Origin of the sequence: Actinokineospora sp. PR83 (assembly GCF_021056305.1) — a bacterium.
Taxonomy (GTDB): Bacteria; Actinomycetota; Actinomycetes; order Mycobacteriales; family Pseudonocardiaceae; genus Actinokineospora; species Actinokineospora spheciospongiae.
Window position 1 is genome coordinate 1 of record NZ_JAJCXD010000034.1, and the last position, 13,372, is coordinate 13,372.

Here is a 13,372-nt window from a genome sequence, read left to right on the forward strand (position 1 = left end):
CCGCGCGTCCACGGCGCGGACCAGTGCCGCGCCCGCCGCCCGCCAGTCCGCCGCGGTCCCCTCGCCCACCCCGAGCACCCAGGCCGCCGCCGCGTCGGCGGGGCCGGGCTGCACCTCGCCCGCCCGGCCGGACAGCGCGACCGCGCTCGCCCAGTCGGCGCCGAGGTCGTCACCGCCGGGCCCGAGCAGCGGGGGGCCGTCCGCCGAACTGCGGCTGAGCACGACGAGCGGCAGACCGCCCCGCACCGAGGCCGCCACCTCCACGTCGGGCAGCGTCGTCGGCAGGGTCGGCACCGGCGTGGACAAGGTTCCTCCGGCTGGGATGCTCGGGAAGCGGGTGGTGGGGTGGTGGGGCGGTCGCGGCTCAGCCGGAGGCGGACTTGAGCGCGTCCCCGAGGTTGCCCGCCTCCTCCGGCGTCATCTCCACGACGAGGCGTCCACCGCCCTCGAGCGGGACGCGCATCACGATGCCCCGGCCCTCCTTAGTCACTTCGAGGGGACCGTCACCGGTCCGGGGCTTCATGGCCGCCATAGCGTGCTCCCTCCGTCATAGCCTGCCCACCCGGCGCTGGCCTCCGCACGCGTCGGACGGCCGGGTCGGATGACATTCTCCCCCATCCGGTCGCGGCGGGTGAAATCGAACCGATCATCGCGTGTCGGGTGACCGGCCACGATGGGCTGACGGCCCGCCCCGGGCGGCCGCCGGACCCGGCTCCCGCGCGCCCCCGCCGGGCACCCGCGCACCCGCGGCGGAGCCACCGCCGCCTACCCGAGCCGGCCTCGGCATTCCCGCTATTCGGACCGCGGTGTCCAAAGTGGTGCGCCACCGGCACCGGCCCCGCGCGCGCCGCGGTGTCGGTGGGCACACGGCGGCGGCCCGCTTCCTGGCTGGGTGCCCGGGTGGTAAGCAGGGGTACACCGCGTGGAAGGGAACCCGATGTCCGACACGGCACTGCTGACCGAGGACCGCGACGGCGTGCGCACGCTGACCCTGAACCGGCCGGAGGCGTACAACTCGCTCACGGTGGCGCTCAAGGAGGCCCTGCTCGACGCGCTGACCACCGCCGCGGCCGACGCGTCGGTGCGCGCGGTGGTGCTGACCGGCGCCGGGAAGGCGTTCTGCGCGGGCCAGGACCTCAAGGAGCACGTCGAACTGCTGCGCGCGGACGACCCGGCACCGCTGTCGACGGTGGAGGAGCACTACAACCCGATCGTCACCGCCATCACCGGGATGCCCAAGCCGATCATCGCCGCGGTGAACGGCATGGCCGCGGGCGCGGGCGCCTCCTTCGCCTACGCCTGCGACCTGCGCATCGCCGCCGACTCGGCGAAGTTCCTGATGGCCTTCGCCAACGTCGGCCTCACCGCCGACTCGGGCGCGGCCTGGACGCTGCCGCGGCTCATCGGCTACGGGCGGGCGATGGAGATGATGCTGCTGGCCAAGCCGGTGGCCGCCGAGGAGGCGCTGCGGCTCGGCATGGTCGGGCAGGTGCTCCCGGCCGCGGAGGTGCTCCCCGCCGCGCAGGCGCTGGCGGCCAGGATGGCGGCTGGCCCGACCACGGCCTACGCGCTGATCAAGGAGGCCATGCTGCGCTCGGCCGGGGCTCCGCTGGCCGAGGGGCTGGTCGCCGAGGGCGAGACGCAGGCCAGGGCCGGTGCGACGGCCGACCACCGCGCGGCCGTGGAGGCGTTCGTGGCCAAGCGGGAGCCGGTGTTCGAGGGCCGCTAGGCCGTGTCCTCAAAGCCGGGATTTTGTCGCTGGTGCCCGGGTGGGTGGATCCGCTTGGGCGGGGCCCCTACGCCGATCATGCGCCCAGTGTGACCGAGTGGGGCTGAAGAGATGCCCCACAGCCCAAGCAGGCTTGCACATGATCGGCACCCCCACCCAAGCACATCCACCCACCCGGGCAGTTGGTCACCGGGCCGGCGGTTGCGGGGGTGGTCGCCTGCTTTGAGGACAGGCTCTAGGCCGGGACCGGGTTCTCGGGATTCGCGCGCCAGCAGGTCACCACGTGGTCGTCGACCATGCCGGTGGCCTGCATCAGGGCGTAGCAGGTGGTGGGGCCGACGAAGGCGAAGCCGCGCTTCTTCAGCGCCTTCGACATCGCCGTGGACTCGGGGGTGGTGGCGGGGACGTCGGCCACCGTCTTCGGGCGGGCGGGCTTGACCTCGGGGGCGAACGACCAGAGCAGGGCGTCGAGGTCGGTGTCCATGGCGAGCACGGCCTTGGCGTTGGTGATGGTCGCGGTGACCTTGGCGCGGTTGCGGACGATGCCGGGATCGGCCATCAGGCGCTCGACGTCGGCCGCGTCGAAGGCGGCGATCGCGTCCGGGACGAACCCGGCGAAGGCGCGGCGGAAGTTCTCCCGCTTGCGCAGGATGGTGATCCAGGACAGCCCGGACTGGAACGCCTCCAGGCTGATCCGCTCGAACAGGGCGTCGCGGCCGTGCAGCGGGACGCCCCACTCGGTGTCGTGGTAGTCGGCGTAGTCGGGGGTGGAGTCGCCCCAGGCGCAGCGGACGCGGTTCACCGGTAGGTCTCCGCGAAGCGGGCGAAGCGGCGCAGCGAGTAGCGGACCCCCAACCGGAACCCGGGGCCGACGACGCGCCAGCCCAGTTCGCCCGCACGGCCCAGCGGCAGTTCCAGCCGCTCGTGCCAGACGAAGGTGGAGGCGTCGCCGCCGCGCGGCTGCACCTGGAACAGGCCGGTGCCGCGCACGACCCCGCCGGTGTGCAGGACCTCGACGCGCTTGGGGGCCTCCCAGGTGGTGATGCGCATGGTGTCGGTGAACCCCAGCCCGAGCACCCCGGTGAACGCCGACAGGCCGGAGCCGACGCCGTGCCCGTCGCCCTCGGTGATGCGGACCCTCGTGCCCAGCATCCACTCGCCCTGGCGCGTCCAGTCGGTCAGCGCGGCCCAGGTGGTGTCGGAGGGGGCGGCGACCGCGACCCGCTCGGTGACCTCGATCATTCGGCCGCCTCCCTGGTGCGCTCCAGCTCGGCCACCCTGGCTCGCAGGGTGTCGATCTCGGTGCCGAGCCTGCGCAGCACCCAGTCGACCTCGGACATCTTGTAGCCGCGCAGGGCGAGCTGGAACCGGACCGATTCCAGGTCGCCGCCGGTGACGTCGGTGGCGGGCAGGCGGGTGGGCGACGCGCCGGGGGCCAGCGGCGGCAGCTCCTCGCCCCGGCCGAACACGACCGAGGCCAGCAGGAACACCACGCCCGCCACGAGCACCATGACGACGAGGTAGATCAGTGCGGTGGTCACGGGGGGATCGTGTCACGCCCGGCGGAAACGCGGTTGCCGACACCACGGCCCCGCCCCGACGATGTGCCCATGCCCGAGGTCACCCGCCTCACCCCGCAGGACTGGTCGGCGCTGCGGGCCGTGCGCCTCGCCGCCCTCGTCGACAGCCCGCACGCCTTCGCCTCCACCCTGGCCAGGGAGGAGGCGTTCACCGAGGCCGACTGGCGGTCCTGGCCGTCCCGGCACGCCGTGTTCGCCGCCCTGGTCGACGGCACCCCGGTCGGGTTGGTCGCGGGCGCGGTGGACCCGGCCGGGCTGGAGCTGGTCTCCCTGTGGCTGGCCCCCGGCCACCGCGGCGGCGGGCTCGCCGACGAGCTGGTCGCGGCGGTCGTCGGGCGGGCCCGGGAGCTGGGGATCGACACGGTCACCGCCTGGGTGTGGGAGCACAACGCGCGGGCCCGCCGCTTCTACGACCGCCTCGGCTTCGCGCCCACCGGCCGCGGCGAGCCCAACCCGGCCCACCAGGACCAGCTCGAGGTCGAACTCGCGCTCCCCGTCCCCGGGCACGCCCGGTGATCGCCCGGCGGTCGGTCCGGCCCGTTCGCCCGCTGTTTGCCGGGGCGGGCGTTTTCCGACCGCCGGACATGGGGTGATCACCCTAGACTCGCGGCCGTGACAAGCGAGCCGAAGAAGGACGAGCCGCCGCGCGAGCGCCAGCGCGGACCGGTGACGCTGCGGCGCGACCGCAGCGACGAGGCGACCACCACCGACCAGCGGCTGCTGGACTCGCGCGGGCCCAGCGACTGGGTGCACACCGACCCGTGGCGGGTGCTGCGGATCCAGGCCGAGTTCGTCGAGGGCTTCGGCGCGCTGGCCGAGGTGCCGCGGGCGGTCACCGTGTTCGGGTCGGCGCGCACCGCGCGCGACCACGAGGAGTACAAGCTGGGCCAGCGGATCGGCGCGGCGCTGGCCGAGGCCGGGTTCGCCTCGATCACCGGCGGCGGGCCGGGGGTGATGGAGGCGGTCAACCGCGGCGCGTCCGACGCGGGCGGGTTCTCCGTGGGCCTGGGCATCGAGCTGCCGTTCGAGCAGGGCCTCAACGAGTGGGTCGACCTGGGCGTGAACTTCCGCTACTTCTTCGCCCGCAAGACGATGTTCATCAAGTACTCGCAGGCCTTCATCTGCCTGCCCGGCGGCTTCGGCACGCTCGACGAGCTGTTCGAGGCGCTGACCCTGGTGCAGACCAAGAAGGTCACCAAGTTCCCGGTCGTCCTCTTCGGAACCGAGTACTGGGGCGGGCTCTACGACTGGCTGCGCAACTCGGTCCTCAAGAGCGGCAAGATCGGCGAGAAGGACATGGCGCTGCTGCACCTCACCGACGACGTCGACGACGCCGTGCAGGTCGTGGAGAACGCCTACCAGGCCTGGAGCGACGCGCACTGATGGCCGGGCACAGGGTGTGCGTCTACTGCGCGTCGAACTCGAACGTCCCGCGCGGCCACCTCAACCTCGCCGACGAGGTGGGCGCGGGCATCGCCGACCGCGGCTGGTCGCTGGTCTGGGGTGGGTCCGGCGCGGCCATGATGGGCGCGGTGGCCCGCGCGGTCCGCCGCGGCGGCGGGCACACCCTGGGGGTGATCCCGCGGGGCCTGGTGGACCTGGAGGTGGCCGACCCCGAGGCCGACGAGCTGGTCGTGGTGGACACCATGCGCGAGCGCAAGCGGATCATGGACGACCACGCCGACGCGTTCCTGGCCCTGCCGGGCGGGCTGGGCACGCTGGAGGAGCTGTTCGAGGTGTGGACCGCGGGCTACCTGGGGATGCACCGCAAACCGGTGGTCGTGCTGGACCCGGACGACCACTACGCCGGGCTGCTGGAGTGGACCCGCGGGCTGGCCTCGAAGGGGTTCGTCTCCCCCGCGTCCCTGGACTTCCTGGTGGTCACCAGGACGGTCGACGAGGCCCTGGACGCGGTCGCGCCGCGGTAGCTCAGGCGGCGTCGGGGCGCTTGTGGTAGCTGTCGACGTACTCCTGGCCGGACAGCTCCATCAGCGCGTACATGACCTCGTCGGTCACCGCGCGGCGGATCGGCAGCGAGTTGCCCAGGCCCGCGTAGCGGGAGAAGTCCAGCGGCTCGCCGAAGACCACCTTGATCCGGCGCGGCCGGGGTACGCGGGTGCCCGCGGGCTGCACCCGGTCGGTGCCGACCAGGGCCACCGGCACCACCGGCGCCCCGTGCTCCAGGGCGAGCTGGGCCACCCCGGTGCGGCCGCGGTGCAGCTTGCCGTCGAGGGAGCGGGTGCCCTCCGGGTGGATGGCGAACGCGTCGCCGCGGTCGAGGACGGCGCCCGCGACCTCCAGCGACAGCAGCGCGGCCCGGCTGTTGTCGCGCTGGACCGGGATCGCGCCCAGGGCGCGGAACAGGGTGCCCACCAGCCGCCCGCGCAGCGAGGTCGCGGTGAAGTACTCGGCCTTGGCCAGGAACGCCACCTTGCGCGAGAGCATCAGCGGCACCACGAAGCTGTCGATGACCGCCAGGTGGTTGATGGCCAGGATCACCGGCCCCTTCGCCGGGACCAGGTTCGCGCCCACGACGGTCGGGCGGAAGAAGAGCCTGGCGAGGAACGACAACACCGAACGCAGCGCGCGGTAGAACACGGCGAACCCTCCTAGGTCGTCTTCACTGTAGTCCCGCCCGCGCCGGTGCCCCGCCCCCGGAGACAGCGGTCACCACCTCGGGTGATCGGCCGCATGGCACGATCGGGAGTCGTGACCACAGCACTGCGGTTCGGCTCCCGCCCGGTCCCGAGCGACCGGGCGCTGGTCATGGCGATCGTGAACCGGACGAGGGACTCGTTCTACGACGGCGGCGCCACCTTCGCCGAGTCCGCCGCGCTGGCCGCGGTCGACCGGGCGGTCACCGAGGGTGCCGACATCGTCGACATCGGCGGGGTGCGGGCGGGCTCGCACGGGGAGGCCGTGGACGCCGCCGAGGAGGCGCGGCGGGTGGTGCCGTTCGTGGCCGCGGTCCGCGAGCGGCACCCGGACCTGGTGATCAGCGTGGACACCTGGCGCCACCAGGTCGGCCGGGCGGTGTGCGCGGCGGGCGCGGACCTGATCAACGACACCTGGGCGGGGGCGGACCCGGCGCTGGCCGAGGTGGCCGCCGAGTTCGGCGTGGGCATCGTCTGCTCGCACACCGGCGGCGCCGCCCCGCGCACCGACCCGCACCGGGTCCGCTACACCGACGTGGTCGCCGAGGTCGCCGCCGAGCTGGTCGAGCGCGCGGAGCGGATGGTCGCCCTGGGGGTGCCGAGGGCGGGGGTGCTGATCGACCCGACGCACGACTTCGGCAAGAACACCTGGCACGGCCTGGAGCTGCTGCGCAGGCTCGACGAGCTGGTCGGCACCGGGTGGCCGGTGCTGATGGCGCTGTCCAACAAGGACTTCATCGGCGAGACCCTGGGCGTGGGCGTGGAGGACCGGGTCGAGGGCACCCTGGCCGCGACCGCGCTGGCCGCGGGGGCGGGCGCCCGGGTGTTCCGCGCCCACCAGGTCCGGGCGACCCGCCGGGTGGTGGACATGGTGGCCGCGATCGCGGGCACCCGCCCGCCGCGCCGCGCGCTGCGGGCGCTGGCGTGAACCCGGTCGAGCGGATGCTGGCCGACCGCACCTGGCAGAGCCCGGAGTGGTCGGTCTCGGCGCTGGTCCGGGCGAAGGGCGCCCGCACGGTGAGCGTGGTGCTGCCCGCCCTGGACGAGGAGGCCACGGTGGGCGCCGTCGTCGAGTCCGTCCGCCCCCTGCTGGGCACCCTGGTCGACGAGCTGGTGGTGCTGGACTCCGCCTCCACCGACCGCACCGCCGAGGTCGCCGCCGCGGCGGGCGCCCGGGTGGTCCACCGCGACCGGGTGCTCCCGGAGCTGCCCGCGCGCCCCGGCAAGGGCGAGGTGCTGTGGCGCTCCCTGGCCGCCACCACCGGCGACCTGCTGGTGTTCCTGGACTCCGACCTGGTGGACCCCGACCCCGCGTTCGTCCCGGCGCTGCTGGGGCCGCTGCTCACCCTGTCGGGCATCCACCTGGTGAAGGGCTTCTACCGGCGCCCGCTGCGGCTGGAGAGCACCGGCGGCGGCCGGGTGACCGAGCTGCTGGCCCGGCCGGTGCTCTCGGCCCTGCGCCCGGAGCTGGCCGGGGTCATCCAGCCGCTGGGCGGGGAGTACGCGGGGACCCGCGAGTTCCTGGCGTCGGTGCCGTTCGCGGCCGGGTACGGGGTGGAGATCGGGCTGCTGCTCGACGCGCACGCCCGCTACGGGCTGGCGGGGCTGGCGCAGGTGAACCTGGGGGTGCGCAAGCACCGCAACCGGTCGCTGCTGCAACTGGGGGTCATGTCCCGGCAGATCCTCGGCACGGCCCTGTCCCGCTGCGGCCTGCCCGCGGCGGACGCGGACCTGACCCAGTTCGTGCAGGTGGGCGGGGAGTGGGTGCCGGACCGGGTGCCGGTGCTGGTCGCGGACCGGCCGCCGATGGCCGAGGTGCTGGAACGCAGGTAGCCGCCCGGGTGATCAGTGGCGCGAGTCGGACCAGGCGAGGATCTCCCTGGCCAGCTCCGGGGCCATCAGGTGGTAGTCCACGTGCGCCCCGTCGTCGCCCCAGCGGAACGGCAGGCCGCCGAGGCCTCCGCCGCAGGCCGGGTCCTTGCGCCAGCACAGCGAGATCGCGTTCCACCCGGGCGGGAACAGCGGGATCGGGCCGAGCGCGAACGGGTTCTCCGGGATGTCGTCGAAGAAGAAGTGGTTGATGCCCAGCGAGATGCCGGTGCGGCTGGTGATCGCTTCCCGGATGTCGTTGACCATCGGCAGGAATGGGTCGTCGCTGTCGAGATTGGGGTCGGCGAGCAGGTGCACCCGAATTCGCGGATCGGGTTTCTGGCCGGCCAGGGTGCGGCGGATGACGTCGGAGCCCTGGGAGTAGCCGATGACGGCGACGTCGCTGCCCGGGCAGTTCGCGCGCAGGGCGGCGAGGTCCGACTGCATCCGGCGCACGCCGTCGCGGACGCTCTCGGCGTAGGTGTGCGCGAGGTCGGGGCGGCCCCAGCTCAGCTCCCAGATCACCGCCGGGTAGCTGTTGCCCTGCGCGCTGACCCCGCCCGGCCGCAGCCGGTTCAGCTCGTCGACGACGGGGCCGATCTGGTTGCCGAACGGGCCCACCTCCTCGCTGCCGCGCACCGCGTAGACGTGCAGCGGCGCGCACGCCACCGCCTGCGGCGCCGCCTCGCCCGCGGGGGTCAGCGTGAGCACCAGGACGGCGGCGGTCGCGATGCCGCCGAGTGCCCGAACGAGTTTCATGCCTTGAGAAATACTACTGTTCCCAGATCGAGGGCAATACGGGGCACGGAAATTCCGGTGGCCTTGGATCGGCGTGAGCAAAAGCCGCCCTGGGTTACCCGGCGGTATTTCGGTACCATTCCCGCCGGTCAGCCCGCGACGAACCGCCGCAGCACCTCCAGGCACCGGGTGATGTGCTCCACCGGCACGTTCTCCTGCTGGGTGTGGGCCAGTGTCGGGTCGCCCGGCCCGAAGTTCACCGCCGGGATGCCCAGCGCGGAGAACCGGGACACGTCGGTCCACCCCAGCTTGGCCACCGGCCGCCCGCCCGCCGCCGCGATCAGCTCCTGGGCCGCGGGCGCGGCCAGCCCGGGCAGCGCACCCGGCGACATGTCCTCCACGGTCAGGTCGTACCCGGCGAAGACCTCCCGCACGTGCGCCTCCGCCTGCTCCGGCGACCGGTCCGGCGCGAACCGGAAGTTGACCTTGAGCACCGCCTCGTCCGGCACCACGTTGCCCGCCACCCCGCCGGCCACGTGCACCGCCTGCAAGCCCTCGCGGTAGGTGCACCCGTCGATGTCGACCACGCGCGCCTCGTACTCCGCCAGGGTCCGCAGCGCGCCGCCGAGGGCGTGCACGGCGTTGACGCCCATCCACCCCCGCGCGGTGTGCGCCCGGGCACCGGTGGTGCGCAGCACGACCCGCATGGTGCCCTGGCAGCCCGCCTCGATCACCGCGTTCGACGGCTCGCACACCACGGCCAGGTCGCCGCGCATCCACTCCGGCAGGTCCCGCTCCACGCGGCCGAGGCCGTTGCGGTCGGCGGCGACCTCCTCGCAGTCGTAGAACAGGAACGTCAGGTCGTGCACCGGCTCGGCGACGGTGGCGGCCAGGTGCAGCATCACCGCGTCGCCGCCCTTCATGTCGACCGCGCCCAGCCCGTGCAGCACCCCGCCCTCCCGCCGCGACGGCAGGTTCCGGTTCTCCGGCACGGTGTCGAGGTGCCCGGCGAACACCACCCGCGTCGGGCGGCCCAGGGTGGTCCTGGCCAGCACGGTGTTGCCCGAGCGCACCAGCTCCAGGTGCGGGGCCTGCGCCCGCAGCGCGGCCTCCACGGCGTCCGCGAGCACCCCCTCCCGCCCGGACTCGCTGGGCACGTCCACCAGCGCGGCGGTGAGGTCGACGGGGTCTGCGGTGAGATCGAGCACGGGGGTCACGGGTGGCCACGCTACCGGGGTCCGGCATTGGCTACCGTTGCGCCCGTGAGCAGCGCAGAGTCGATCGACAACAGGGCCGCCCACGGCGTCGGCCTGGCGACCGTGACCACCGGCGGGACCGTGCTCGACACGTGGTTCCCGAACCCCAAGCTGGGCCGGGCCCCCGCCCCCGGCACCCTGCGGCTGTCCGAGCACGAGGCCGTCGAGGCCCTCGGCACGGGCGTCTCCGCCCTCCTGGGCCCCGACCCCGCCCGCGGCGTCGAGGTCATCGCGGTCCGCACCGGCGTCGACGACCTCGACGCCCCGCCCGCGGACGCGCACGACGTCTACCTGCGGCTGCACCTGCTCTCGCACCGCCTGGTCCGCCCGCACGGGCAGAACCTCGACGGCATCTTCGGCCTGCTCAGCAACGTCGTGTGGACCAACCACGGGCCGTGCGCGGTCGAGGGCTTCGACCAGACCAGGCTCGCCCTGCGCGCCCGCGGCCCGGTGACGGTGTACAGCGTCGACAAGTTCCCCCGCATGGTCGACTACGTCCTGCCCAGCGGCGTCCGCGTCGGCGACGCCGACCGCGTCCGCCTCGGCGCCCACCTGTCCACCGGCACCACGGTCATGCACGAGGGCTTCGTCAACTACAACGCGGGCACCCTCGGCGCCTCCATGGTCGAGGGCCGCATCTCCGCGGGCGTCCTCGTCGGCGACGGCTCCGACGTCGGCGGCGGCGCCTCCATCATGGGCACCCTCTCCGGCGGCGGCAAGGAGACCATCACCCTCGGCGAGCGCTGCCTCCTCGGCGCCAACGCGGGCATCGGCATCTCCCTCGGCGACGACTGCGTGGTCGAGGCGGGCCTCTACGTCACCGCGGGCACCAAGATCGCCCTGCCGGACGGCACCACGGTCAAGGCCAGGGACCTCTCCGGCGAGTCCGGCCTGCTGTTCCGCCGCAACTCCACCACGGGCGCGGTCGAGGTCGTCAAGCGCGACGGCACCGGCGTGGAGCTGAACGCGGCCCTGCACGCCAACTGAGGCACCGGATCGACGAGGCCCGTCCCCGACCGGGGGCGGGCCTCGTCGCGAACGCTGGTGGGGCTAGGCCGCCAGGCGGTCGGCGGCGGTGGCCATGCGTTCGTCCGTGGCGGTGAGGGCGATGCGGACGTGGCGGTCGCCGGTGGGGCCGTAGAAGGTCCCCGGGGCGGCCAGGATGCCGCGGTCGGCCAGCCAGGAGACGGTGTCCCAGGCGCACTCGGCCCGGGTGGACCACAGGTAGAGACCGGCCTCGGAGTGCTCGACGGTGAAGCCCGCGCGCTCCAGGGCGGGCTTGAGGACCTCGCGGCGGGCGGCGAAGCGGGCCTTCTGGGCGGCCAGGTGGGTGTCGTCGGCGAGGGCGGCGGTCATGGCGGACTGCACGGGGCGGGGGACGATCATGCCCGCGTGCTTGCGGACCTCCAGCAGGCCCTTGACCAGGGCCGGGTCGCCGGTGACGAAGCCCGCCCGGTAACCGGCCAGGCTGGAGGTCTTCGACAGGGAGTGCACCGACAGCAGGCCGGTGAAGTCGCCGCCGCAGACCGAGGGGTGCAGCAGGGAGACCGGTTCGGCTTCCCAGCCCAGGGCCAGGTAGCACTCGTCGGAGACGACGATCGTGCCGCGCTCCCGAGCCCAGGACACGACCTTGCGCAGGTGCTCCACCGGCAGGACCCGGCCGGTGGGGTTGGACGGGGAGTTCAGCCAGACCATCGCCGGGGCCTCCGGGCCCAGCGCCGTCAGGCCGTCCGAGCGGACCACCCTGGCACCGGCCAGCCGGGCACCGACGTCGTAGGTGGGGTACGCCAGCTCCGGCACCACGACCGCCCGGCCGCGCGCGCCCAGCAGCGTCGGCAACCACGCCACCAGCTCCTTGGAGCCGATGGTGGGCAGCACCGCCGCCGGGTCCACGCCGAGCACGCCGTGGCGGCGGGCCAACGCGTCGACCGCGGCCTGCCGCAACTCCGGCAGGCCGTGCGTCGTGGGGTAGCCCGGCAGCTCCGAGGCCGCGCCGAGGGCGGCCTGGATCAGGTCCGGGACCGGGTCCACCGGGGTGCCGACCGACAGGTCGACCACGCCGTCCGGGTGCGTCCGTGCCCGTGCGGCGTGGTCGGCCAGGGTGTCCCAGGGGAAGTCCGGGAGGTCGGGGAAGCTCACTCGCCCCGCGGGTCCAACGCCATGATCCAGTCCGGGTCGGCGGAGGTCTTGCCCGCCTTGGAGGCACCGCCCGGGGAACCGAGGTCGTTGAAGAAGTCGACGTTGGCCTTGGTGTAGTTCGTCCACTGGTCGGGGACGTCGTCCTCGTAGTAGATGGCCTCCACCGGGCAGACCGGCTCGCAGGCACCGCAGTCAACGCACTCGTCGGGGTGGATGTAGAGCATCCGGTCGCCCTCGTAGATGCAGTCGACCGGGCACTCCTCGATGCACGCCTTGTCGAGGATGTCGACGCAGGGCTCGGCGATCACGTAGGTCACTGCGCTCTCCTGCTCCTTCGTGGTGTAGCGCGCGCACTCGGGAGGATGCGCGACGACCGACAGTATCTCCTTCACGCCAACCGGGCACGCACCCGGTGCCGTCTAGCTCACACGGTCCGGCGACACTTCCCGGGTGCGTGCGGTGGGCGAACTGGAAGACGTGTGCGCGCGGGCCTGGCCCGCCGTGGTGACCCGACCACTCGGGCGGTGGCTGCTGCGGGCGTCGGGCGGGTACACGGGGCGGGCGAACAGCGCGCTGGCCGTGGGTTCCCCTGGCGTGCCGCTGCCCGCCGCGCTGCGGGCGGTGGTGTCGTTCTCCGCGGAGCACGGGATCAGGCCGTACGTGCAGGCGGTGGTGGGTGATGAGGTGGAGGCGGCCCTGCCCGGGTTGGGGTGGGAGGTGAACCTGGCGCACCCGAAGGGCGCCGAGTCCGCCGTCCTGACCTCGGCGCTGGGTTCGGGACCGAGGTGGGCGCCCGCTGCCGGGACGGGTGTGGAGGTGGTCGGGTCCCCTCCCCCGGGGTGGTTCGAGTTGGCCGTGGGCGGGGAGCCGTCGGCGGCGCAGCGGGCCGTGCTGACCTCCGGGCCGCGGGTGGGGTTCGCCAGCCTGCGCGAGGGCGGTGCGGTGGTCGGGGTGGCGCGCGGGTGCGTCGTCGGCGACCACCTGCACATCGCGGTGCTGGAGGTGCGGAGCGGGTACCGGCGGCGCGGGTGCGCGCGGCGGCTGCTGGCCGGGCTGGACGCGTGGGCGGCGGCGCACGGGGCGCGGCGGCGGGTGTTGCAGGTGGCGACGCACAACGAGGCGGCGTTGGCGCTCTACCGGGGACTCGGGTACGCGGAGTCGCACCGCTACCGGTACTGGGTACCCGCCTGACCTGCGCCGACTCGCCCCGATGCGCTCCCAGCCCACGGGCGACCCGACTTGTCCACAGGTCACCGAGTTGTCCACAGGCAAGATCCACATCTCCTTGCCCGACGCCCTCCGCCGGTAGAATGGACCTGGGCACGGCCCCCTGGGTGCGGTGGGGTGTGGGTGCGGTGGGGTGTGGGTGCGGTGGGGTGTGGGTGCGGTGGGGTGTGGGTGCGGTGG

The 13,372-nt window shown here is 73.9% G+C and carries 17 protein-coding genes and 1 pseudogene; 8 read left to right on the top strand and 10 right to left on the bottom strand.

Going from position 1 to position 13,372, the window contains the following annotated elements:
- Together L6E12_RS11615 and L6E12_RS11620 are read right to left on the bottom strand one after the other, a co-directional pair.
- Positions 1–306: pseudogene (locus tag L6E12_RS11615) on the bottom strand (peptidase M17); the annotation flags it as partial.
- Between the two features lie 58 nt (positions 307–364).
- Complete coding sequence (locus L6E12_RS11620) at positions 365–532, bottom strand: DUF3117 domain-containing protein (RefSeq protein WP_084175727.1); 168 nt, start codon at positions 530–532, stop codon at positions 365–367.
- A gap of 405 nt (positions 533–937) precedes the next feature.
- Here L6E12_RS11620 and L6E12_RS11625 point away from each other — a divergent pair, with 405 nt between their 5' ends.
- The gene (locus L6E12_RS11625) at positions 938–1,729 is read left to right on the top strand and encodes an enoyl-CoA hydratase-related protein (RefSeq protein WP_236227901.1); all 792 of its coding nucleotides are present in this window, start codon (positions 938–940) and stop codon (positions 1,727–1,729) included.
- A 235-nt stretch (positions 1,730–1,964) separates the two neighbouring features.
- Here the strand turns inward: L6E12_RS11625 and L6E12_RS11630 are convergent, their stop codons facing one another.
- From L6E12_RS11630 to L6E12_RS11640, 3 genes are read right to left on the bottom strand one after another with little or no spacing between them, the layout of a single operon-like run.
- Positions 1,965–2,531, bottom strand: coding sequence for a DNA-3-methyladenine glycosylase I (locus L6E12_RS11630; protein WP_236227902.1), 567 nt, complete (start codon positions 2,529–2,531; stop codon positions 1,965–1,967).
- Positions 2,528–2,971, bottom strand: coding sequence for an SRPBCC family protein (locus tag L6E12_RS11635; protein WP_236227903.1), 444 nt, complete (start codon positions 2,969–2,971; stop codon positions 2,528–2,530). Before L6E12_RS11635 ends, L6E12_RS11630 begins: the two co-directional genes overlap by 4 nt.
- Positions 2,968–3,270 (bottom strand): DivIVA domain-containing protein, encoded by a 303-nt coding sequence (locus tag L6E12_RS11640; protein WP_236227904.1) that lies wholly within the window; start codon positions 3,268–3,270, stop codon positions 2,968–2,970. The genes L6E12_RS11635 and L6E12_RS11640 overlap by 4 nt, the downstream gene beginning before the upstream one ends.
- A 69-nt stretch (positions 3,271–3,339) precedes the next feature.
- Here L6E12_RS11640 and L6E12_RS11645 point away from each other — a divergent pair, with 69 nt between their 5' ends.
- The 3 genes from L6E12_RS11645 to L6E12_RS11655 all read left to right on the top strand — a co-directional run bounded on the left by L6E12_RS11645 (position 3,340) and on the right by L6E12_RS11655 (position 5,237).
- Entirely contained in the window at positions 3,340–3,825 is a 486-nt protein-coding gene (locus L6E12_RS11645) for a GNAT family N-acetyltransferase (RefSeq protein ID WP_236227905.1), read from the top strand.
- Between the two features lie 96 nt (positions 3,826–3,921).
- Positions 3,922–4,692 carry a TIGR00730 family Rossman fold protein gene (locus tag L6E12_RS11650; RefSeq protein WP_236227906.1) on the top strand — a complete coding sequence of 257 codons (771 nt, stop codon included), beginning with the start codon at positions 3,922–3,924 and terminating at the stop codon, positions 4,690–4,692.
- Entirely contained in the window at positions 4,692–5,237 is a 546-nt protein-coding gene (locus L6E12_RS11655; RefSeq protein WP_236227907.1) for a TIGR00730 family Rossman fold protein, read from the top strand. The genes L6E12_RS11650 and L6E12_RS11655 overlap by 1 nt, the downstream gene beginning before the upstream one ends.
- 1 nt (position 5,238) lies before the next feature.
- Here L6E12_RS11655 and L6E12_RS11660 read toward each other — a convergent pair whose 3' ends face one another.
- Complete coding sequence (locus tag L6E12_RS11660; protein ID WP_236227908.1) at positions 5,239–5,907, bottom strand: 1-acyl-sn-glycerol-3-phosphate acyltransferase; 669 nt, start codon at positions 5,905–5,907, stop codon at positions 5,239–5,241.
- A 168-nt stretch (positions 5,908–6,075) separates the two neighbouring features.
- On the opposite strand from L6E12_RS11660, the gene folP reads away from it, so the two are divergent.
- Together folP and L6E12_RS11670 are read left to right on the top strand one after the other, a co-directional pair.
- Positions 6,076–6,891: a dihydropteroate synthase gene (folP, locus tag L6E12_RS11665; protein ID WP_236227914.1), complete on the top strand. Its 816-nt coding sequence runs from the start codon at positions 6,076–6,078 to the stop codon at positions 6,889–6,891.
- Between the two features lie 14 nt (positions 6,892–6,905).
- Complete coding sequence (locus L6E12_RS11670; RefSeq protein ID WP_236227915.1) at positions 6,906–7,796, top strand: glucosyl-3-phosphoglycerate synthase; 891 nt, start codon at positions 6,906–6,908, stop codon at positions 7,794–7,796.
- A 12-nt stretch (positions 7,797–7,808) separates the two neighbouring features.
- Here the strand turns inward: L6E12_RS11670 and L6E12_RS11675 are convergent, their stop codons facing one another.
- Both L6E12_RS11675 and dapE read right to left on the bottom strand, forming a co-directional pair.
- Positions 7,809–8,591 carry a cutinase family protein gene (locus tag L6E12_RS11675; RefSeq protein ID WP_236227909.1) on the bottom strand — a complete coding sequence of 261 codons (783 nt, stop codon included), beginning with the start codon at positions 8,589–8,591 and terminating at the stop codon, positions 7,809–7,811.
- Between the two features lie 128 nt (positions 8,592–8,719).
- Entirely contained in the window at positions 8,720–9,787 is a 1,068-nt protein-coding gene (gene dapE, locus L6E12_RS11680; protein WP_236227910.1) for a succinyl-diaminopimelate desuccinylase, read from the bottom strand.
- A gap of 45 nt (positions 9,788–9,832) precedes the next feature.
- Between dapE and dapD the strand changes: the two genes are divergently transcribed.
- Positions 9,833–10,813, top strand: coding sequence for a 2,3,4,5-tetrahydropyridine-2,6-dicarboxylate N-succinyltransferase (gene dapD / locus L6E12_RS11685; RefSeq protein WP_236227911.1), 981 nt, complete (start codon positions 9,833–9,835; stop codon positions 10,811–10,813).
- 63 nt (positions 10,814–10,876) lie between these two features.
- Here the strand turns inward: dapD and dapC are convergent, their stop codons facing one another.
- Both dapC and fdxA read right to left on the bottom strand, forming a co-directional pair.
- Positions 10,877–11,965 carry a succinyldiaminopimelate transaminase gene (gene dapC, locus L6E12_RS11690; protein WP_236227912.1) on the bottom strand — a complete coding sequence of 363 codons (1,089 nt, stop codon included), beginning with the start codon at positions 11,963–11,965 and terminating at the stop codon, positions 10,877–10,879.
- Positions 11,962–12,282: a ferredoxin gene (gene fdxA / locus L6E12_RS11695; RefSeq protein WP_236227916.1), complete on the bottom strand. Its 321-nt coding sequence runs from the start codon at positions 12,280–12,282 to the stop codon at positions 11,962–11,964. Before fdxA ends, dapC begins: the two co-directional genes overlap by 4 nt.
- Positions 12,283–12,424: 142 nt before the next feature.
- Between fdxA and L6E12_RS11700 the strand changes: the two genes are divergently transcribed.
- Complete coding sequence (locus L6E12_RS11700) at positions 12,425–13,156, top strand: N-acetyltransferase (RefSeq protein ID WP_236227913.1); 732 nt, start codon at positions 12,425–12,427, stop codon at positions 13,154–13,156.
- The last annotated feature ends 216 nt before the right edge of the window (positions 13,157–13,372 follow it).